Source organism: Campylobacter sp. CFSAN093233 (genome assembly GCF_011068165.1).
GTDB classification, from domain to species: Bacteria; Campylobacterota; Campylobacteria; order Campylobacterales; family Campylobacteraceae; genus Campylobacter_D; species Campylobacter_D jejuni.
Genome location: NZ_JAAMWY010000005.1, coordinates 42790 through 63723 on the forward strand (window position 1 = coordinate 42790; position 20934 = coordinate 63723).

General features: G+C 30.5%; 18 protein-coding genes and 2 tRNA genes. 16 read left to right on the plus strand and 4 right to left on the minus strand.

Going from position 1 to position 20934, the window contains the following annotated elements; translation table 11 throughout:
• Positions 1-4 precede the first annotated feature (4 nt).
• The gene (locus tag FBF15_RS03080; RefSeq protein WP_002871654.1) at positions 5-676 is read left to right on the plus strand and encodes a menaquinone biosynthetic enzyme MqnA/MqnD family protein; all 672 of its coding nucleotides are present in this window, start codon (positions 5-7) and stop codon (positions 674-676) included.
• Here FBF15_RS03080 and FBF15_RS03085 read toward each other — a convergent pair.
• A complete protein-coding gene (locus FBF15_RS03085; protein WP_002853664.1) occupies positions 673-1323 on the minus strand; it encodes a TrkA family potassium uptake protein in 651 nt (216 codons plus the stop codon). The two genes, FBF15_RS03080 and FBF15_RS03085, sit on opposite strands and share 4 nt — an antisense overlap.
• A 10-nt stretch (positions 1324-1333) precedes the next feature.
• On the minus strand, positions 1334-2677 hold the full coding sequence (locus tag FBF15_RS03090; RefSeq protein WP_038816871.1) for a TrkH family potassium uptake protein: 1344 nt from the start codon (positions 2675-2677) through the stop codon (positions 1334-1336).
• A 154-nt stretch (positions 2678-2831) separates the two neighbouring features.
• On the opposite strand from FBF15_RS03090, the gene FBF15_RS03095 reads away from it, so the two are divergent.
• Positions 2832-2907, plus strand: a tRNA-Phe gene (locus FBF15_RS03095).
• A 108-nt stretch (positions 2908-3015) separates the two neighbouring features.
• Here FBF15_RS03095 and FBF15_RS03100 read toward each other — a convergent pair.
• Together FBF15_RS03100 and FBF15_RS03105 are read right to left on the minus strand one after the other, a co-directional pair.
• Positions 3016-3092 (minus strand) — tRNA-Ile (locus tag FBF15_RS03100).
• Positions 3093-3145: 53 nt separating this feature from the next.
• Positions 3146-4246: an FtsW/RodA/SpoVE family cell cycle protein gene (locus FBF15_RS03105; protein ID WP_002853654.1), complete on the minus strand. Its 1101-nt coding sequence runs from the start codon at positions 4244-4246 to the stop codon at positions 3146-3148.
• Positions 4247-4323: 77 nt separating this feature from the next.
• On the opposite strand from FBF15_RS03105, the gene FBF15_RS03110 reads away from it, so the two are divergent.
• The 14 genes from FBF15_RS03110 to FBF15_RS03175 all read left to right on the plus strand — a co-directional run bounded on the left by FBF15_RS03110 (position 4324) and on the right by FBF15_RS03175 (position 20934).
• Positions 4324-5292 (plus strand): RluA family pseudouridine synthase, encoded by a 969-nt coding sequence (locus FBF15_RS03110; protein ID WP_038816870.1) that lies wholly within the window; start codon positions 4324-4326, stop codon positions 5290-5292.
• Positions 5237-6472, plus strand: a complete 1236-nt coding sequence (locus FBF15_RS03115) for a fibronectin type III domain-containing protein (protein WP_072233170.1) — start codon at positions 5237-5239, stop codon at positions 6470-6472. The genes FBF15_RS03110 and FBF15_RS03115 overlap by 56 nt, the downstream gene beginning before the upstream one ends.
• Entirely contained in the window at positions 6472-7650 is a 1179-nt protein-coding gene (gene trmB / locus FBF15_RS03120) for a tRNA (guanosine(46)-N7)-methyltransferase TrmB (protein WP_038816868.1), read from the plus strand. Before FBF15_RS03115 ends, trmB begins: the two co-directional genes overlap by 1 nt.
• 69 nt (positions 7651-7719) lie before the next feature.
• Positions 7720-8385, plus strand: coding sequence for an ABC transporter ATP-binding protein (locus tag FBF15_RS03125; RefSeq protein ID WP_002853534.1), 666 nt, complete (start codon positions 7720-7722; stop codon positions 8383-8385).
• A complete protein-coding gene (locus FBF15_RS03130) occupies positions 8372-9178 on the plus strand; it encodes an FtsX-like permease family protein (RefSeq protein WP_038816867.1) in 807 nt (268 codons plus the stop codon). Before FBF15_RS03125 ends, FBF15_RS03130 begins: the two co-directional genes overlap by 14 nt.
• Entirely contained in the window at positions 9175-10368 is a 1194-nt protein-coding gene (locus FBF15_RS03135; protein WP_038816866.1) for a M23 family metallopeptidase, read from the plus strand. The genes FBF15_RS03130 and FBF15_RS03135 overlap by 4 nt, the downstream gene beginning before the upstream one ends.
• A gap of 51 nt (positions 10369-10419) precedes the next feature.
• A complete protein-coding gene (pyrH, locus tag FBF15_RS03140) occupies positions 10420-11139 on the plus strand; it encodes a UMP kinase (protein WP_002854049.1) in 720 nt (239 codons plus the stop codon).
• Between the two features lie 10 nt (positions 11140-11149).
• Positions 11150-11374, plus strand: coding sequence for a DNA-directed RNA polymerase subunit omega (locus FBF15_RS03145; protein ID WP_038816865.1), 225 nt, complete (start codon positions 11150-11152; stop codon positions 11372-11374).
• Positions 11358-13553, plus strand: coding sequence for a bifunctional (p)ppGpp synthetase/guanosine-3',5'-bis(diphosphate) 3'-pyrophosphohydrolase (locus FBF15_RS03150; RefSeq protein ID WP_038816864.1), 2196 nt, complete (start codon positions 11358-11360; stop codon positions 13551-13553). Before FBF15_RS03145 ends, FBF15_RS03150 begins: the two co-directional genes overlap by 17 nt.
• 11 nt (positions 13554-13564) lie before the next feature.
• The gene (tyrS, locus tag FBF15_RS03155) at positions 13565-14770 is read left to right on the plus strand and encodes a tyrosine--tRNA ligase (protein ID WP_020836850.1); all 1206 of its coding nucleotides are present in this window, start codon (positions 13565-13567) and stop codon (positions 14768-14770) included.
• Positions 14767-15858, plus strand: a complete 1092-nt coding sequence (locus tag FBF15_RS03160; RefSeq protein ID WP_002857924.1) for a nitronate monooxygenase family protein — start codon at positions 14767-14769, stop codon at positions 15856-15858. Before tyrS ends, FBF15_RS03160 begins: the two co-directional genes overlap by 4 nt.
• On the plus strand, positions 15858-17837 hold the full coding sequence (locus FBF15_RS03165) for an N-acetylmuramoyl-L-alanine amidase (protein WP_038816863.1): 1980 nt from the start codon (positions 15858-15860) through the stop codon (positions 17835-17837). Before FBF15_RS03160 ends, FBF15_RS03165 begins: the two co-directional genes overlap by 1 nt.
• The gene (gene mnmC, locus FBF15_RS03170; protein WP_002871659.1) at positions 17834-19675 is read left to right on the plus strand and encodes a bifunctional tRNA (5-methylaminomethyl-2-thiouridine)(34)-methyltransferase MnmD/FAD-dependent 5-carboxymethylaminomethyl-2-thiouridine(34) oxidoreductase MnmC; all 1842 of its coding nucleotides are present in this window, start codon (positions 17834-17836) and stop codon (positions 19673-19675) included. Before FBF15_RS03165 ends, mnmC begins: the two co-directional genes overlap by 4 nt.
• Positions 19676-19794: 119 nt before the next feature.
• On the plus strand, positions 19795-20934 hold the full coding sequence (locus FBF15_RS03175; RefSeq protein ID WP_002854042.1) for a hydrogenase small subunit: 1140 nt from the start codon (positions 19795-19797) through the stop codon (positions 20932-20934).

Genomic DNA, 20934 nt, shown 5'->3' on the forward strand with positions numbered 1-20934 from the left:
AGAGATGATTTTTGGAAAAATTGATTATATTAATCTTTTACCTTTGCATATATATCTTAAGAAATATCCCTTACCTAATGGTTTTAAAGCAAGTATGGAGCATAAAAAAGGAGTTCCAAGTAAGCTAAATAAAGATTTATTTTATAGAAGAATTGATGCAGCTATCATTTCAAGCATAGAAAGCGCTAGAAAAAAATATAAAAATTTAGATTTGGGTATTTGTGCCAATAAAAGAGTTTTAAGTGTTTTAGTAGAAAAAAATACATTAAATGCCAAAGATCCAAGTTCAGCAACTTCAAATGCTTTAGCTAAAGTATTAAAACAAGATGGAAAAGTAATTATAGGCGATAAGGCTTTAAAGCTTTATCTAAAAGATCCTTCTAAATATATCGATTTATGTGCAAAATGGCATGAAAAAACAGGATTGCCTTTTGTTTTTGCTAGATTTTCTTGTGTGCAAAAAAAAGCTTTATATAAACAAATTTTGAAAAAATTTCCAAAAACAAAGATTAAAATTCCCTATTATATACTTCAAAAATATGCCAAAACAAGGGATTTAGATATAAAAGATGTTAGATATTATTTAGATGAAGTTATATATCATAAAATTTCTACCAAAGAAAAAACAGCCTTAAAGCGTTTTGTAAAGGCTTGCAAGGCTTTAAATCTTGCTTAGTGTTCAAATTCTCTAAGTTCCTTAACTGTTCCAAGGAGAATTACAACATCTCCACTATAAACTGTCGTGGTTTCTAAATCAGGTAGTATTTCCCAGTCGCTATTTAATTTTTTATAAGAAATCACTTTCATATTTTGTGCTACATGTTTTAAAGAATTTCCTGCTAATTTTTCATCTATATTGATCTTAATAGCTCGTATAGTATTTGCTGAAAGATCAAAAACTTCATAATCAGCATCTTTGGTTAAAAATTCTTTTACTAGTCTTTTAGCACTTTCTTTTTCAGGATAAATAACCTTTGTGGCGCCTAACTTAGAAAGAATTTGACCATGGATGTTAGAGGTTGCTTTAGCAATGATATTTTTAACACCTATATCTTTAAGCGCCATAAGAGTAAGGATTGATTTTTCAACATTTTCTCCTATGCTGACAATAACAACTTCAACATCATGAAAGCCTGCTTCTTTTAGGGCTGAAATATTTGTAGAATCTAAAATATAAGCATAACTTGGAGGATTTTGTATGCTTTTTAAAGCTTCCTCATCTTTATCTGCAACGATAACAGTATGACCTCCAGCAATGAGTTCATCTGCTACAACTGAGCCAAATTTTCCAAGTCCTATAATTCCATAATTAAGATTTTTCACGATTTTACCTTTATAAATTAACCTTTCCTTCAGGGAATTTTAAATGAATAGCTTTGTCTTGTTTGAATACCGAGAGTAAAAAAGCAAAAACACCTATCCTACCACTTAGCATCATAATGATGATAATTACCTTGCTAGGATCACTAAACAAAGCGCATAAAGATAAAGTTCCACCATTTCCTACTGAAATTCCTACAGTTGCAAAAGCTGAAGAAGTTTCAAAAAGCAAGGCTATAAAATCAAATTTTGACTCTAGCAAGGAAAGCAAAATAACAGCTATTACTATATAAACAGCTGAACCTACAGCTATGATAAAAGCTTTAGATATAGTTTCTCTTGGAATTTCATGTCCAAAAATTCTAACTCTTCCATCGCGGATACTCCAATAAGCATAGAGCAATAAAACCATTACAGTTGTTACTTTCATACCCCCAGCTGTTCCACCTGGTGCACCACCAATAACCATAAACAATGATCCAAAAAATAAGCTTGCATCATGCAAATGTCCCATATCTAAGGTATTAAATCCTGCTGTACGGTAGTTAATAGCGATAAAATATGAGCTTAAAATTTTATCAAAAAATGAAAAATGTCCTATAGTTTGAGGATTTGAGTATTCAAAAGCAAAAATAATAAGTGTTGAAGAGAGTATAAGAAAAATACTTGCAACAACAACTATTTTTGTATGTAGGCTTAAATTTTGCAATTTTTTTCTTTGAAAAAAGTATAATTCAACCAAAACAAAATATCCAAGCCCTCCAATAATAATCAAAGAAGTGATAATAAGATTAATTGCTATATCATGTTTATAAGCTATAAGCCCATGTTCAAATATAGTAAACCCAGAATTATTAAAAGCGCTAATAGAATGAAAAATTCCAAACCATAAAGCTTTCTTAAAATTCATTTCAAGGGCAAAACGCATGGCAAGAAGTATAGCACCTATCAATTCTATAGTAAAAATGAACAGCAAAACCTTTTTAAAAAATTTAAATAAACCATCCATTGATGGATAAAATAAAGACTCTTTTAGTAAATTTCTTGCACTAAAACCAACTTTTTTGCGTATGAGTATATAAACAAATAAACCTATACCCATATATCCCAAGCCTCCAATTTGCACCAAAGCTAAGATAATAATTTGTCCTGCTAAGGTAAAATCAACCGCAGTGTTCTTAACTACTAATCCTGTCATACTAACAGCAGATGTGCTTGTAAAAAAGGCATCTAAAAAATCAATAGGAGTTGTATGTGCCCAGCTTGAATGTAGCAATAAAGCCCCAAACAATGCAATAATAATATAACCAGCTAGTAAAATTTTAAAAGTTCGTCTATCTAGTCCAAATTGTTTCAAAAAATTTCCATTTGATAATGATCTAAAGCGGGTATTCTATCTTATTAAAACTTTAAGGGAAATAAAATTTTATTTTTGTATTTAAACTTAAATTAAAGAAAAAAAGATACAATTACATTTTTACTTTATCAAACTTTACTTTATCAAACATTGTGGTTGGATAGCTCAGTCGGTAGAGCAGCAGACTGAAAATCTGCGTGTCGGCAGTTCGATTCTGCCTCTAACCACCACTTTATCTTTCAAAAAATCACATCACATACTTTTTTTATATAAGATTGAAATATTTAAAGAACTAAAAGTTATTTTTTAAAGAAAGAGTCTATAGCTTATATGTAGAATGGTGGATTTAGCAGGACTCGAACCTGCGACCAACCGGTTATGAGCCGGTTGCTCTAACCAACTGAGCTATAAATCCGCCTAAGTTGAATTAAAAGATAAAATTATATCTTATTAATGCTTAAAAATATTTTATTTAGCCTTTATATCCGTCCAAAAATATCTAAAAGTGATTAAATGCTGTAAAATTCCAAAAAAAATCATAAAAATAGTAAAAGAACTTCCACCATAACTAAAAAAAGGCAAAGGGATCCCAACTACTGGTGCAAAACCTATAGTCATTGAAATATTTACTGCCGCATAAATAAAAATAAATAATGCAACACAATTAATAGCAACTCTAGCAAAATAATCATCTTTAAGTTTATAATTTAAACTAAGTAGATGAAAAATAAGTAAAATATAAAATATAATTAATGTCAATCCCCCAATAAATCCAAATCTTTCTATCATGTAAGCGAAAATAAAATCACTAGTTGAAATAGGTAAAAATTTAAAATGAGTTTGCGTAGCTTCATCTTGAGATTTTCCGGTTAAACCACCATTTCCAATAGCTATCATTGATTGGGCTACTTGATAACTTGGTTTTTCTGAAATAAAATCATGAATTCTTTGCTTTTGGTAGGGTTTTAAAAGATGTGTATAAATAATAGGAGAGCTAACACTTATAGCTATAACAATACTTAACCAAATTTTATAATGAACTCCCATGATAAAAAGCACTCCAAAACCAACAAGTAGTAAAACCATAGCACTTCCTAAATCAGGTTCTTTTGCAATTAGCAAAAAAGGCAAGATGATGTAAAAGCTAAGTTTGATGAATTGTTTAAGTTTGTATCCATTTTTTGGAGGAGGATTTTGATAAATAAGATAGGCAAGCATTAAAATAAAACTAGGTTTAAAAATTTCAGAAGGTTGTATAGTAAAGTGAGTAAAAGGAATTTCAAGCCATCTTTTAGCACCTAATTTTTCAACCCCAAAAATATCTACGCTTAGCAATAAAAAAATATTAATCCAATAAGCAACAGGAATAATCCAAATAAATTTCCTTATGGGAAAGAAGAAAAAAACCATAAAAGCAAACAATCCCACACAGGCATAAACAAACTGTTTTTCTGCTAAAAAAGGATTAGCTTCAAAGATTAAGAAAAATGAAATAAGAATTATGGGTAAAAATAAAATGGGTTGCATATAGTCAAAATGAGTTAAAATTCTTCTATCTAATCTAAACAAAATTTGCCTTCAGTTGGTAATATAAAGCTATAATTATAAACTAAAATTTTAAATTTATCAAAACCTCTAAGGAAAAAATGCAAACTTTTTTAGTAGATGAAAATTCAAGGCTTGATGTATTTTTGGCTAAAAAATTAAACCAAAGTCGCAATCAAGTTGCTTTACTTATAGAAAAAGATTGTGTACAGGTTAATGATAAAATTCAAGATAAAAATTCATTTAAGCTTAAAAATGGTGATATTATTTCTATTGCAAGTTTAAAGTTTTGCGATGAGATAAAACCTCAGTTTGAAGTGGATTTTGATATTGATGTGTTATACGAAGATGAAGACTTGCTTGTTTTAAATAAACCTTCAAATTTAGTCGTTCATGGAGCAAGTAGCGTTAAAAATGCCACTTTGGTGGATTGGTTAATAGAAAAAAAATATACTTTATCAAATTTAGGAGGAGAGATAAGAGCTGGTCTTGTTCATAGATTAGATAAAGATACAAGCGGAGCTATACTAATAGCGAAAAATAACTTCACTCATCAAAAATTAAGCGAACAGCTTGCAGATAAAAGCATGGGAAGAATTTATCTTGCGTTAATTGATTTGCCACTAAAAGAAGATAAAATTATAGTAGAAAAATTTTTAATGCGTTCGCCTTCTAATGCTATTAAAAAAATAGCCATAGATAAGGAAAATAAATTCAGTAAAAACGCAAAATCAGCTTTTATAAATGTAGTAAAAACTGAAAACTTAACTTTGATGGCTGCTAAGCTTTTCACAGGAAGAACTCATCAAATTAGAGCGCATTTAGCTAGTTTAAATCGCCATATTTTGGGTGATGGTTTGTATGGTTATAACGGTAAGTATGATTGCAGGATAATGCTACATGCTTATTTTTTGTATTTTATCCATCCAAAAACCAAAGAGCAAATTTTTGTTAAAGCACCTTTGATGGAAGATTTTAAAAATATTATGTTTGAACAAATTAATTTAGGAGAGAATGATGAAAAGATTTCGCTTGAGTTTTTACTTGAGTTTTTTAACTCTTTTGCTTAGTGCTTGTAGTGTTTCGCAAATGAATTCGCTAGCTTCAAGCAAAGAGCCTGCTGTAAATGAGAGCTTGCCAAAGGTTGAAAGTTTAAAAAATCTTAGTGATATGAGTAACATTGCTTTTGAATGGGAACCTTTATATAATGAAAATATCAAAGGATTTTATCTGTATCGTTCTAGCGATGAAAATCCTGATTTTAAACTTGTAGGTACTATTAAAGATAAGTTTCAAACTCATTATGTAGATACTAAATTAGAGCCTGGTACTAAGTATCGTTATATGATGAAAAGCTTTAATGAACAAGGACAAATTTCAGAAGATAGCAAGGTTATAGAAGTGAGCACAGCTCCAAGACTTGAAGCTGTTCCTTTTGTTCAAGCTGTGACTAATTTGCCTAATCGTATTAAACTTATTTGGCGTCCGCATCCTGATTTTAGGGTTGATTCTTATATTATTGAAAGAACCAAAGGTGATGATAAAGAATTTAAAAAAATTGCAGAAGTAAAAAATCGTTTAAACGCTGAATACATCGATAGTGATTTAAAACCTAATGAAAATTCAAGTTATAGAATTATTGCTGTGAGTTTTAATGGGATAAAGAGTGAGCCAAGTCAAGTTGTAAGTTCTACAAGCAAGGCTTTACCTCCTCAAGTTGAGCATTTAAGTGCTAGTACAGATGGTTCTAATAAAATCATTTTAACTTGGGATGCTCCTACGTATGAAGATTTTTCTTATTATAAAGTTTATTCTACGAGCTCAAGTTTCCTTCCTTTTAGTGTTTTGGCAAAGACTGATAAAAATTCTTATGAGGATATAGTAGAAGGAGCAGGTAAAAGCAAGTATTATAAAGTAACAATGGTCGATAAAGATGGTCTTGAAAGTCCTATGCCAAAAGATGGTGTAGAAGGTAAAACTTTGGGTAACCCTTTGGCTCCTAGTATTATTTTGGCCCAAAGCACAAGTGAAGGGATAAATTTAGAATGGAGTGATAATGATGCTAGAGCTGTTGAGTATGAAATAAGACGCTATGGTGGGGAGCAAAATGCAGTTTTTAAAGGCATTAAAGAAAAGCGATTAAAAGATGTAAAAGCTTTACCAGGGGTGGAATATAGTTATGAAGTTATTGCTATTGATTCAGCTGGACTTCGTTCAGAACCTTCAAGCAAAGTTAAGGCGGCTCAGTAGTGCCAAATTTTAAAAGTAAAAAGATCAAAGAAATAAATCTGCCTTATAGTAAGGATGATGTTGAATTTCTTTGGCTTACTAAGAATGATAATGTTAGTCTTATTTATACAAAGGTTCAAGAAGAGAGTTTTTTTCTGCAGATTAAAAAAGCACAAAATGGTTTTGTGATTAAAGGCGATAAACATACAAAACCTTCTAAAATAGGTTATTTGCAAAAGGCTTTAAAAATCTTTAAAGAAGGTTTTTGTGAGGATATTATCAATGAAGCTTTTGGACTTAAAAATAATGCTTTAATTGAAAAAACACCATTTATCGTTGATAATTTTGATGAGCTTTTATCTAGACTTCAAGGTAAAATTTATATAGAAATAGGCTTTGGATCAGGAAGACATTTGCTTTATCAAGCAAAAGAAAATCCAAATGTTTTAATTTTAGGGGTGGAAATTTACAACCCAGCTTTAACTCAAGTGGCTAAACTTGCTAAAGCACAAAATGTAAATAATATTTTGCTAATCCAAAGTGATGCGAGATTGTTATTGAGTGTATTAAAATCAAAATCAGTTGAAAAGATTTTTTTACATTTCCCTGTTCCTTGGGACAAAAAGCCTCATAGGCGAGTTATTGGGAAAGATTTTTGCAAAGAATGTGCTAGGGTTTTAACCCAAAATGGTCGTTTTGAGCTTAGAACAGATAGTTTTGAGTATTTTAATTTTACTCTAGAACAATTTTTAACTTTTCCTGCTCCAAAATTTAGTCTTAGAAAAAATGAAAATTTAGAAATTTCAAGCAAATATGAAGATAGATGGAAAAAGCAAGAAAAAAATATATATGATCTTTGGGTGTGGAATTTTAACCAAGAGTGTAAAAACTATGAGTTAAATGAATTTAATCTCTCATCGGTTGAATTTTCTAAAGAGGATTTGAAAAAAATAGAGCAGAACTTTAAAAATATTACTATAAAAAAAGATGATTTTTTCTTGCATTTTGAAAGCATCTATAAACAAGATGAGAATTTGCTTTTAAAGGTTGCTTTTGGAGCTTTTAATAAGCCTGAACATTGTTATTTGCATCTTGATAAAACGATCGATTTTGCTTTTAAAGAACCATTTAAAATTCAAGAAAATATTAAAGCGATAAATGAATTAAAAGAAATTTTAAAAGCTCAGTTTAAAATATAATTTTTCTTGAAAATTAAGCAAAAATAAAGCATAATTTAAAAATTTAAAAAGGGAAATTAAGGAAAAAGGATGCCTAATTTAATCCAAGCAAATAAACTTACTTTAGGTTATGATGAACTAGTTATTAAAGAAGCAAGTTTTGCTTTTAAGGATGATGATTTTGTTTTTATTACGGGTAAAAGTGGGAGTGGTAAGAGTACGCTTTTAAAGTCTTTTTATGGAGATTTAGAACCTATTTCTGGTAAGCTTGAAGTATGTGGATCTTTGATGAATAAAATTGGAAATTTAGAACTTTTAAAATTGCGTCAAAGAATAGGGATTATTTTTCAAGATTATAAACTTGTACAAGAATATAGTGTTGAAAAAAATGTTATGTTGCCTTTAATGATTAAAGGTTATAGCAAAAAAGTATGCCATGATCAAGCTACTAAGCTTTTAAAGCATGTAAATTTAACTTTTAAAGCAGATAAATTGCCTAATCAACTTAGCGGTGGTGAGCAACAACGCGTCGCTATGGCTAGGGCTTTAGCTCATAATCCAAAGCTTTTGCTTTGCGATGAGCCAACGGGAAATTTGGACGAGTATTCTTCTGATATTATATGGACTCTTTTAAAGTCTGCTAGAGAGCTTTTAGGAACTTGTGTTATAGTGGTAACACATAGAATTCCTAGTAATTTAAGAGTGGATTATCGTCGTTTTAATATAGAAAATGGAAAAATGAATGAAATTTTTTAAAACACATTTATCTTTAATTTTACCTTTGCTTTTTATGATGTTTGCTTTTGAATTTATTTTGGTTACAAATGCAACTTTAAAGCATTATGAAGAACTTGTTAATAAAGATTATAATATTATAGTTGTCAGCAAAACTGAACTTGATCAGAATGTAGTAAAAACAAAAGTACCATTTTTTGCTGGACTTGAATCTTTAGATCCTAAGGATTTAATTGATCGTTTGAAAAATGATGTTTCTGAAAAGAATTTGAAAGTTTTAAAAGATTCTCTGCCAAAATTTTATACTTTAAAATTAAATTCTTTACCCGATCAAAATGAACTAAATTTGATTAAAAATCAACTTTTAAATATTGTAGGTGTTAGTAAGGTTGAAACTTTTTCCAAAACCCATGATAAGATATACTCTTTGCTTATTTTGATGAAATTTGTTTTTTGGTTATTTTTGTTTATCATTATTTTACTTGCCTTTGTTTTGTTTTTAAAACAGATGAGAATTTGGCTTTATGAACATACCGATCGTATTGAAATTATGTGTTTATTTGGAGCTCCGTTTTGGTTTAGATCTTTTATGCTTTATAAGGTGGTTGTGGTTGATTGTTTTATTGCTTTTGTTATTTTACTTGCCTTTTTTACCCAAATTTTTGATCTTTCTATTATCCAAGAAAGTTTAAAGGCTGTAGATATTATTTTTCCACCTATTAATTTTATTTTACATTTGACTTTAATTTTTTTAGCTACTTTGTTTATTTGCTTGTTGTGTGTAAATACGGTTATGTTTAAGGTTAAAAGATGAGAAAAAATATTCTTATCTTTTTTTGTTTTTTTTTGTTTGTTGGTATAAGTTTAGCAAACGCTATAAATGAAAAAACAAAAAGTTTAGAAGAAAATAAACGCATACAAGAACAGCTAAATAAAAAACTTGAAGATTTGGCTAGTGATATTTTAAATGGTGAAAAAAGTTTGAAAGATTTAAGTTTGCAAATTGAAAGCTTAAATTCACAAACTTCTAAGCTTGAAGCAAGTGCTAAGGCTCAAAATCAAGAGTTAAACACCCTTGCAAGCCAAAATGAAGATTTGCTTAAAAGTAAATCAAATATGGAAAGTAAGCTTATATCTTTGATGGCTAAAGATTTTGCCTATGATTTACCTATTCCTCAAGGCTATATCGAAAGTGAAGAAAGTTTTGTGGCTTTTGAAATTTTAGGGAGTTTAAACAAAGTTTTAAATGAAGAAATTTTTAAAATTTCTAAAGATTATGAGGGAGTAAGCAGACTTATTGATGATAAACAAGCTCAGATTAAGAAAATCAATGATAGTCTTAAGGATTACAATGCTCAATTAGTCAAGCTTCAAAGTTTAAAACAAAAACAAATTAGCGAAATTAATAAACAAAAAACAGATCGAACCATATATGCAAAAAAACTCGATGACTTACAAGCTCAGCAAGAAGAGCTTAGAAAAACATTAAATCAATTAAAAATTATTAATAATAAAGAAGGTGCAAATTTAAACAAAAATGATACTAAAATAGTAAAAAATAATCAACAAATAAGGCAATTAGGTTCAAGCTATCAAGGAAGTTCAGTCAAGCGTTACACAGGAAAAAAAACCATAGCTCCATTGGATTCTTTTACTGTGAAGCAAAAATTTGGAAATTATGTTGATCCTGTTTACAATCTTAAAATTTTTAACGAGAATGTAGTTTTAAGAAGCAATAAAAGCGATGCAGTTGTTAAAAATGTGCTAGATGGAAAAATAGTTTTTGCTAAAGATACTAGTATGTTAGCTCGAGTTGTTATTGTTGAACATGATAATGGCATACATACAATATACGCACATTTAGATAAGATTGCTCCTAATATTAAAGTTGGTAAGAATATTAAAAAAGGTGCCGTAGTGGGTAGAATAAAAAATGATCTTACTTTTGAAGTAACTCAAAAAAATTTTCATATCAATCCTTTGGAACTCATTAGCTTAAATTAGCTAAATTTAATGGAATTTAAAATATAATTTCAAGTTAAATAAGGAGAAATAATGCAAGAGAGAAAAAGAGTTTTAGTAAAATTTTCAGGAGAGGCTTTAGCGGGTGAAAATGGCTTTGGTATAGAAAATTCTATTTTAAAATTCATAGCTTCAGAGATTAAAGAACTTATAAAAAATCAAATAGAAGTAGGCATAGTTATAGGCGGTGGTAATATTATTCGCGGAGTAAGTGCTGCTAAGGGTGGATTGATTAAAAGGACAAGTGGAGATCATATGGGGATGCTTGCTACGGTTATCAATGCTATTGCTATACAAGAAGCCTTGGAAAGCTCTGGACTTGAAGTTAGGGTTCAAAGCGCCATTCAGATGGAAGCATTTTGTGAAACTTATATTATGAGAAGAGCACAAAGACACTTAGAAAAGGGTCGTGTTGTGGTTTTTGCCGCAGGTACTGGAAACCCTTATTTTACTACAGATACAACAGCTATTTTAAGAGCTGTGGAAATTGATGCAGATATGGTAATAAAAGCTACAAAAGTTAATGGAGTTTATGATAAAGATCCAAAACAATTTGATGATGCAGTATTTTTAAATACTTTAAGTTATGATGAGGCTATGCAAGATAATATTAAAGTGATGGATGATACAGCTATAGCTTTAGCTAAAGATAACAAACTTCCTATTGTGGTTTGTAATATGTTTGAAGAGGGTAATTTACTTAAAATCATACAAGGTGATACTAGCCTTTGTTCAATCGTTAAAAATAATTAAGGAGAAAATTATGGATAAAAGAATAGAAGAAGTAGCGGCAAAAGCTTTGGAAAAAATGGGTAATGATAGATATCGCCTTTCTTTAGTGGTAGCAAAAAGAGCGGAACAATTGGCGAACGGAGCAACCCCTTTGGTAGACTTTGATAAAAATAAAAATAAATTTGCAGATATAGCTTTATATGAAATTGCAGAAAATAAAATCACTTTAGAGGGTTTAGTTGAAACCAATCGATGAAGAATTATTGCTTGAACAATTAATCGATAATGTAAAAAATTGTAAAGATTTAGAAGCTGCTAAGGCTTTGCTTTTCGAAATTTGTGGCCATGATGCCATTCTTGAAAAAGCGGTAGATTACTGTATATTTTGCCATGAAGGGCAGTTTAGAAAAAGTGGAGAGCCTTATGCGGTACATCCTATTTTAGTAGCAACACTGGTTGGATTTTTAAGTGAAAATAAAAGCAATATTTTAGCTGCTTTATTGCATGATGTGATCGAAGATACAAACTGTACTGAAGAAGAACTTAGAGAGCAGTTTGGTTCTGAGGTTTTAAAACTTGTTTTAGGGCTTACTAAAATTATAGAAATTAGAGAAGATAATCTCATTTCATCAAAATCTAAAAAAAGTTTAACTAAATCAGCCTTGACTTTCAGAAATATGCTTTTAGCAAGTATTGAAGATGTTGGGGTTTTGATTGTGAAGTTATGCGATAGGCTGCATAATATGCTTACTCTTGATATTCTAAGAGAAGATAAGCAAAAAAGAATCAGCGAAGAAACTTTAGTTGTATATGCCCCAATAGCCCATAGACTTGGTATTTCAAGCATAAAAAATTATTTGGAAGATCTTAGTTTTAAATATCTTATGCCAGATGAGTATAAGCTTATTGACAATTATATCAACTCCAATAATCAAGAAATGCAATTAGGTTTAAATGAATTTATTTCCAAAATCGAACTTTTATTTTTGAGCAATGGCTTTAGACAAGGTAGTTTTGAAATTCAAAAACGCATTAAACATAGCTATTCTATTTATCTTAAAATGCAAAGAAAAGGCATTGGTATTGAAGAAGTTCTTGATTTGCTTGGGGTAAGAATTTTGGTTGAAAAAGTAAGTGATTGTTATTTAGCTTTGGGAATTTTACATACACATTTTAATCCCTTGGTTTCGCGTTTTAAGGATTATATAGCCTTGCCTAAACAAAATGGTTATCAAACCATACATACCACACTTTTTGATGCTAAAAGTATTATAGAAGCACAAATTCGAACTTTTGATATGCATAAAATTGCGGAATTTGGTATAGCAGCGCATTGGAAATATAAAGAAGATGGCAGTGTGGTTGCGCCTCGTCTTGATTGGCTTACAGATATTTCAATGCAAAGTATAAACAATCTTGAAAGTGCAGAAGATTATAATGCTATTGAACTTTATGAATATGCTAAAGATAGTCTTTATGTTGAAGATGTCGCAGTTTATTCTCCTAAGGGAGAAATTTTCACTTTGCCTCGTGGTGCAACGGTTCTTGATTTTGCTTATGAAGTGCATACCAAAGTAGGGCTTCATGCAAAAAGTGCTTATGTAAATCGTATTAAAGTGCCTTTGTTAACCGAGCTTAAAAATGGCGATATTGTGCGAGTGGTTACTAGCAATGATAAATTTTATCGCTGTTCTTGGATAGATAGTGTTAAAACAGGAAAAGCAAAAGCAAGTATAAGGGAATTTTGTAAGCAAAAAATCAGAGAGATTAATCTAGCAAGTTCTATTAATATGTTAAGTTTTATTTTTGGAGTTGATAAAAACAGAATTGAAACTTGGATAGAAAAAGAAAATTTAGCCAGACGTATTAGACAAGTAGCAACAGATAGTGCTTATTTGAAAGATATAGTTAATGGTCTTAAAAAATACGCCAAGAAGTCATATTGGTTTGATAAATATGAGATTAAAGAACAAAAAATAGGAAATTTTACTCTATATTGTAACCATAAAATCGCTAATGTGGATTTTGATTTTTGCTGCCATCCAAAAAGAGGCGATGCTGTTTTAGCTTTTGTTAAAGGTGGTAACGCTATTGTCCATCATAAGCTTTGCGATAGAGCTGATAAAATGATAGATAATAATCAAGATATGGTATTTATAAAATGGGATTCTAACATCCCTAAATCTTATAAATTGATTTTTTCTTTGGAAAATAAAAAAGGTGTTTTAGCGGAATTTTTGGCATTTTTAGCTAAAATGCAGATAAATTTATTAACAATTAATTTATCAAGTGATTTAAATTCGGCGGTAGATTATTTTGAGATTACAATGGAAATTCCTGATAATATCAATCCAGATAGTGTCAAGGATAGGTTAAAATCTCGTTGTAAAATTTTAGATTTTACATCTTTAAATGATGCTTATAAAGAAGGTTAAAAAGGTTTATTATGGATATAAAAAAAATATTAGCAGAAGTTAAGCGTGGTTGTGCAGAGCTTATTGATGAAGAAAGAATAGAAAATTTAATTAAAAATTATTATGAAAAGGGTGAAAATTTCTTTATAAAGGCAGGGTTTGATCCTACAGCGCCTGATTTACATTTAGGCCATAGCGTGGTTTTAACAAAAATGGCTTTTTTGCAAAAACATGGAGCTATTGTGCAGTTTTTGATTGGAGATTTTACAGGACAAATTGGCGATCCAAGTGGAAAAAGTGCAACGCGTAAAAAGCTGGATAAAGAGCAAGTTTTAATCAATGCTAAAACTTATGAAACGCAGGTTTTTAAGGTTTTGGATAAAGAAAAAACACAGATTAAGTTTAATTCTACTTGGCTTAATGAACTTGGAGCCGCGGGTATAGTAGAGCTTACTTCAACTTTTAGTGTAGCTAGAATGCTTGAGCGTGACGATTTTACCAAGAGATTTAAAGAGCAAAGTCCTATTTCGATTTGTGAGTTTTTATATCCCTTACTTCAAGGATATGATAGTGTGGCTTTAAAAAGCGATATTGAAATGGGTGGAACGGATCAAAAATTTAATCTTTTGATGGGAAGACAGCTTCAAAGAGTTTATAACATAGGAAAAGAACAAGCTGTGATTATGATGCCTTTACTCGAAGGTTTAGACGGTGTAAACAAAATGAGTAAGAGTTTAAATAATTACATTGGTGTTACAGAAAAAGCTAATGATATGTATGCTAAAATTTTAAGTATTAGTGATGAATTGATGTTTAGATATTATGAACTTTTAAGTCAAAAAAGTCTAGAAGAAATTGCGCAAATAAAAAAAGATATAGAACAAGGCAATTTACATCCTAAAAAAGCTAAAGAAAATTTAGCTTTAGAGATTACAGAGCGTTTTCACTCCAAAGAAGAGGCTAATAATGCTAAGTCTGAATTTGATAAAATTCATTCTCAAAATGCTTTGCCAAGTGATATGGCTGAGTTTGAAATACAAGGAAAAATTTGGCTTGCTAAGGCTTTGGTTGAATGTGGTTTGGAAAGTTCTACTTCTGCGGCAAGAAGAAGCATCAGTGCTAATGCAGTAAGTGTAAATTCTCAAAAAGTTAGCGACGAGCAAATGTATTTAGAACAAGGAGAATACATCTTACAAATAGGTAAAAGAAAATTTGCAAAATTAAAGGTAAAAGAATGAATTTACAACCCTTACAAATAGGAAAACATACTATAAAATATCCCATTTTTCAAGGGGGAATGGGACTAGGCATAAGCTGGGATAGATTAGCTTCTGCAGTTTCTTTAAATGGTGGACTTGGGATTATTTCTTCTGTGGGAACAGGATATTATGAAGAAAGAAAGTATGCAAGTAAAGAATTAAATGCTAAGCCTTATGGAAGTGAAAATTTTTACTCACGCAAGGGTTTGCAAGCTTTGATTAATAATGCAAGAAAAGTTTGTGGCGATGCACCTTTGGGGTGTAATATCTTATGTGCAAGTAATGATTATGCAAGAATAGCACGCGATGCTTGTGAGGTTGGTTTTAATGTGATTGTTTCAGGTGCTGGACTTCCTACAAATTTACCTGAATTTACTGCAGATTTTCCTGATGTGGCTTTAGTGCCTATCATTTCATCTGCAAAGGCTTTAAAAATTATTTGCAAAAGATGGCAAAGCCGTTACAATCGCTTGCCTGATGCAGTGGTTTTAGAAGGGCCAAAAAGTGGAGGTCATCAAGGTTTTACTTATGAGCAGTGTTTAGATCCAAATTATCAGCTAGAAAAATTAATCGCTCCTGTGGTAGAAGAGGCTAAAAATTGGGGGTCTTTTCCCGTGATTGCTGCAGGTGGAATTTGGGATAAAAAAGATATAGAAAATGCTATTTCTTTAGGGGCTAGTGGTGTTCAAATGGGAACGCGTTTCATAGGAACTTTTGAATGTGATGCGAGTGAAGAGTTTAAAAGCGTTTTGCTAGCTTCTAAAGAAGAAGATATAGAGCTTATTAAATCTCCTGTGGGCTATCCTGCTCGTGGAGTTAGAACCAATCTTTTAAATTTGGTAGATAAAAGAATGGGTCCAAAGATTAATTGTATAAGCAATTGTGTAGCGCCTTGTGGACGTGGAAAAGAGGCGACTAAAGTAGGGTATTGTATAGCAGATAGGCTTTTTGATGCGTGGTCAGGCAAAAAAGAAACAGGACTTTTCTTTACAGGTGCAAATGGATATCGTTTAGATAAGCTTATCAGTGTTAAAGAACTTATGGAAAAATTGGTTAATGGTGAATAATGGCTAAAATTTTTGTATTTTTAGTGTTTGCTTTCACAACTCTTTTTGGAGCTTATGAAAATGAACTTGCAAATTTTGATAAAAATTTTATCGGTTCTAAAAGTGAAGTGCAAGTAAAATTTCACCATCAGCTCAAAAGCCTTTATATACAAAGTGTTATTCATGAAGATGAAAAAACTAAAATTGAAATTTTAAAAAGATTGATCATCAGTTCAAATACTTTAAATTTAGATGACAAGTCATATGCTAATGAGTTAAAAGAAAGTGGTATAAGTGAAGCAAGTATTAATGCTTTAAGAAAGGCTGTTATTAAAGATATTAAGGTTCAAAATATTTCTCAAGACACTGAAAAATCAACTTTTGAACCTATAAAAACAGTTCAAAAAAATGAAAAAAAATCATCTAACGAACAAATAAAAAATACAGAAAAAACAAATTCTAAAACTTCGCAAGCACCAAAGAGCAGTATCGTTTCTAAAGCAAAAAGCGATGATAAAATTTATGTTTTAAAGTCAAGTAAAACAAACCAAGGTGTAGAGTTTGAACTAAATGCAGATTTGGATAAGGATCAATTAAAAAGTTTTGCTTTAGACGAAAAAGGAAACTATCGTTTTATTAGTGATTTTGATGGGGTTTTAGAAGGGAGTAAAAAAGAGTTTAAATTTGATGACTATCGTTTAGTGATTTCACAATTTAATCCCAAAACCATACGCATAGTGGTTTATGCTAAAGAAAAAATTCCTATTGATATATCTTTTAAAGAAGAAAAAATAATTTTTTCAAAAGAAACTACTAGCCAAAAAAAGACTGGGCAAGTTAGTAAAATTTCAGAGAAAAAGCAAGATCAAAAAACAGAAATTAAAACCAAAGTTTTAGAAACAAAAAAACAAGATAAAAAAACCAATAATGAAAAAGAAAATCAAGAACCTTTATATGTTTTAGATGTGGATAAAATTTCTAATGCTGTGGTGTTAAATTTAAGCGATGATTTAGATGAAAAAGAAATAGCAGTATTTGATACCAAAGATCAAAAATTCCGATATGTTGTAAGTTTTAAGGGTGTGTTAGAAGGTAATAGAAAAAGCTTTACTTTTGGACAAAATGTGATTACAGTTACTCAATACAATCCAAAAACCGTTCGTGTGGTTTTGAGTGCTCCTAAAGAATTTAAACTTTTAAAGGAGTTGGATAATAATAATCTCACTTTAGGTTTTTATATACAAACTACAAATCAAAATGCAAACAAAAAAGCAACTCAAAGTTCTAGTAAAACTTTAAATACAAATTACAAATCAGGAAAGCTTGTGGTTATCGATGCGGGGCATGGTGGAAAAGATAGCGGTGCTTTAAGTGATAAAAAAGGAAGTTTAAAAGAAAAAGATATAGTTTTAAGTACGGCTTTAAAACTTGGAAATGAACTTAAAAAACGCGGTTATAAAGTGCTTTATACTAGAAGTTCGGATAAATTTATCAATCTTCGTGATAGAACCAAATATGCCAATGATAAAAGAGCGGATTTGTTTATTTCTATACATGCTAACGCAGCACCAAATGCCACAAAAGCCAAAAGTAGCGAAGGCGTGGAAACTTTCTTTTTAAGTCCTGCAAGAAGTGAAAGAAGTAAAAAGGCAGCAGAAAAAGAAAATCAAGGGGATTTTGAAGAGATTAATTATTTCTCAAAACAAAGTATTTTAAATTTCTTAAATCGTGAAAAAATCGTTGCTTCAAATAAACTAGCCATTGATGTACAAAAAAATATACTCACTCAAACACGCAAAAAGTATAAAATTGTAGATGGCGGTGTAAGAGAAGCACCTTTTTGGGTTTTAGTAGGTGCGCAAATGCCTGCAATTTTGATTGAAATTGGCTATATTACACATCCAAATGAAGGCAAAAGAATCGCCAATAAAGCTTTTCAAGATTTATTGGTTAAGGGTATTGCCGATGGAGTTGAGAGTTATTTTTATAACAACCGATGAAAAAAGCTAAGCTAATTTTTAAGGATAATACTCCTTTTTCTTTGGATTTTGATGATTTTTATTTTAATTCCAAAGATGGCTTAAATGAAAGCAAATTTGTTTACACTCATTCTTTTGAATGGAAAAATCAAGAAAATTTTATTATCGCAGAGAGTGGTTTTGGTATAGGTTTAAATTTTTTTCTTACTTTGAAACGCTTTTTAGAAACTATCCCTTCTAAGCGTCCTAAAAAACTTTTTTATATTAGCGTAGAAGCTTTTTATATCGAAAAAGAACAATTAAGAGAAATTTATCAAAAACTAGAATTTTATGAAGAGTTTAAAGAGCTTTTAGAACAATTTTTAAAATTTTATCCTAAGGCTAAAGAAGGAATTTATCGTTTTTATTTTGAAGATTGTTTTTTAGATCTTGTTTTTGAAGATATAGCTGTTTTAAAAGAATTGGATTTTAAAGCTGATGTTTGGTATTTAGATGGATTTTCTCCAAATAAAAACTTGCAAATGTTTGATGAAAATTTAATCTTTGAAGTGGCAAGACTTTCTAAAAAAAATACACAAATTTGCACCTTTTCTTCGGCAAGTTTTTTGCAAAAAAATTTAAAAAAATATGGTTTTAGAGTAGAAAAAACCAAAGGTTTTAGAAAAAGAGAAATGATTAAAGCTTATTTGGAAAATGAGCTTGAGTTTAAAGACAAAGAAGCGTATTTTTCAAGAACATTTTCATCTTTAAAAAATAAAAAAGTAGCTATTATTGGTGCAGGTATATCAAGTGCTGTTTTAGCTTATGAGCTTAGTTTAAGAGGTTTTGAAATAGATATTTTTGAAAAACATTTAGAATTAGGCAAGGGTGCAAGTGGAAATGAAAGTGGAATTTTAAGCTCTTTAATCTTAAAGCCTAAGGTAAATTTAGGGGAGTTTTCAGAGCTTTCTTTTATAGAGGCAAGTCGTTTTTATAGACAAATTTTAGATTTAGAATTTAAGGGTGTGGTGGAGTTTGCACATAATGATTTAATGCAAGAAAGATTTGACACGCAAAGAGAAAATGTTTTGTTTAAAATTTCAAAAAATCAAGCTTTTTTAGAAGAGGGTGGAGTGATTTTTCCAAAAAAATTGGTTAAAAATCTTTTTGAAAAAAGCAAAGCTTGTATATATTTTAATCATGAATTTCAAGCTTATAAATTTGAAAATGGGTGTTTTAGTTTAAAATTTAAAAATGATGTTGTTAAAAGTGATTATGCGGTTTTGATTTATGCTATGGGTGCAGATGCAAAAGACTTTGTTTTTTATGATGAGATGAAATTAAGCAAAGTAAGAGGTCAAGTTACACATCTAAAACCTTTTTTAGATACCCCATTTCCTTTATCTTCTAAGGCTTATATTTGCCCTGTAAAAGATGATTTGCAAGTAATTGGTGCAAGTTATGATAGGCTTAATGCAAGTTTAGAATCAAAAGAAGAAGATGATAAACAAAATATAGAAAATATAGCCGATTTTATGGATAAAAATACAAAATTAGAAATCATAGGTTCTAAAGTAGGTTTTAGATCTTATTCGAGTGATCGCTTTATGATAGTTGGAAATGCTTATGATGAAGCGTTTTATAAAGAAAAATATAAAGCTTTATTATGGACAAAAAATAAGGAGCAAAAACCAGCTAAAATGTCTTGTAATTTGTATTTTAATTTTGCTCATGGGTCAAGGGGTTTTAGTACAAGTGTTTTAGCGGCAAGGTATTTGTGTGCATTGATAAATAATGAACCCTTGTGTTTAGAAAAAAAATACATCCACGCTATTCATCCTGCAAGATTTTTGATTCGCAAACTTAAAAAAGGCTTATGATTAAGCTTTAATTAAGAGTGATGCTAATATTTGCTTATGATAGTAAGTTTTTAACTTTATTTTAACTTCCTTTATTTTATTATTATAGAGAATAAATTTCATGTTACAAAGGAAATATAATGATTGATTATCATCAAATAGAGTCGCGTTTATCGACTCTTGAAAAACTTCCTTCTTTGAAAGACAATGATAGTATTACAAAAGCATTAGAAAAGTCAGGTTTTTCTAGAAGGGATTTTATGAAATGGGCAGGTGCTATGACGGCATTTTTGGCTTTGCCAGCGAGTTTTACTCCTATGGTGGCAAAAGCTGCTGAGCTTGCTGATAGGCTTCCTGTTGTGTGGCTTCATATGGCTGAGTGTACAGGCTGTAGTGAGAGTTTGTTAAGAAGTGATACTCCAACGATTGATAGTTTGATTTTTGATTATATTTCTTTAGAATATCACGAAACAGTGATGGCTGCAGCAGGTTGGCAAGCTGAAGAAAATTTAGAAAATGCCATTCAAAAGCATAAAAATAAATACATTTTAATGGTTGAAGGTGGTATCCCTATGGGTGATACGGAGCATTTTTTAACCATAGGTGCACATGGAAAAACAGGCTATGAGCTTTCAAAAATGGCAAGTGAAAATGCTTTGGCGATTTTTGCTATAGGAACCTGTTCTAGCTTTGGAGGAATTCAAGCCGCAAGACCAAATCCTAGCAACGCGCAGCCTTTAAGCAAAGTAACAAGTAAAACTGTGATCAATGTTCCAGGCTGTCCTCCAAGTGAAAAAAATATAGTGGGTAATGTACTTCATTATTTATTATTTGGTGAGTTACCAGCACTTGATGTGTATAATAGACCAAAATGGGCTTATGGTTTAAGAATTCATGATCTTTGTGAAAGACGCGGACATTTTGATGCGGGTGAATTTGTACATGCTTTTGGAGATGAAGGAGCAAAACAAGGTTTTTGTCTTTATAAAGTAGGTTGTAAAGGACCTTATACTTTTAATAACTGCTCAAGAGAGAGATTTAACCAGCACACTTCTTGGCCTATTCAAGCAGGGCATGGTTGTATAGGTTGTTCTGAGCCTAATTTTTGGGATACTATGGGACCTTTTGAAGAGCCTATGGCTAGTCGTAAATTTGATACTGTTTTTGGTTTGGGTGCGGATAGTGTTTCAGATAAAATTGGTATAGGTGTGCTTACACTCACAGGCGTTGCTATAGCAGCACACGCAGTTATATCTTCCATGCAAAAAGATAAGGAATAA

Bases quoted from the DNA above. Each gene is read 5' to 3' on its own strand.
- FBF15_RS03080 (WP_002871654.1), top strand. From the start codon at position 5: ATGATTTTTGGAAAAATTGATTATATTAATCTTTTACCTTTGCATATA.
- FBF15_RS03110 (WP_038816870.1), top strand. From the start codon at position 4,324: ATGCAAACTTTTTTAGTAGATGAAAATTCAAGGCTTGATGTATTTTTG.
- FBF15_RS03115 (WP_072233170.1), top strand. From the start codon at position 5,237: ATGATGAAAAGATTTCGCTTGAGTTTTTACTTGAGTTTTTTAACTCTT.
- FBF15_RS03125 (WP_002853534.1), top strand. From the start codon at position 7,720: ATGCCTAATTTAATCCAAGCAAATAAACTTACTTTAGGTTATGATGAA.
- FBF15_RS03130 (WP_038816867.1), top strand. From the start codon at position 8,372: ATGAAATTTTTTAAAACACATTTATCTTTAATTTTACCTTTGCTTTTT.
- FBF15_RS03135 (WP_038816866.1), top strand. From the start codon at position 9,175: ATGAGAAAAAATATTCTTATCTTTTTTTGTTTTTTTTTGTTTGTTGGT.
- pyrH (WP_002854049.1), top strand. From the start codon at position 10,420: ATGCAAGAGAGAAAAAGAGTTTTAGTAAAATTTTCAGGAGAGGCTTTA.
- FBF15_RS03145 (WP_038816865.1), top strand. From the start codon at position 11,150: ATGGATAAAAGAATAGAAGAAGTAGCGGCAAAAGCTTTGGAAAAAATG.
- tyrS (WP_020836850.1), top strand. From the start codon at position 13,565: ATGGATATAAAAAAAATATTAGCAGAAGTTAAGCGTGGTTGTGCAGAG.
- FBF15_RS03160 (WP_002857924.1), top strand. From the start codon at position 14,767: ATGAATTTACAACCCTTACAAATAGGAAAACATACTATAAAATATCCC.
- FBF15_RS03165 (WP_038816863.1), top strand. From the start codon at position 15,858: ATGGCTAAAATTTTTGTATTTTTAGTGTTTGCTTTCACAACTCTTTTT.
- mnmC (WP_002871659.1), top strand. From the start codon at position 17,834: ATGAAAAAAGCTAAGCTAATTTTTAAGGATAATACTCCTTTTTCTTTG.
- FBF15_RS03175 (WP_002854042.1), top strand. From the start codon at position 19,795: ATGATTGATTATCATCAAATAGAGTCGCGTTTATCGACTCTTGAAAAA.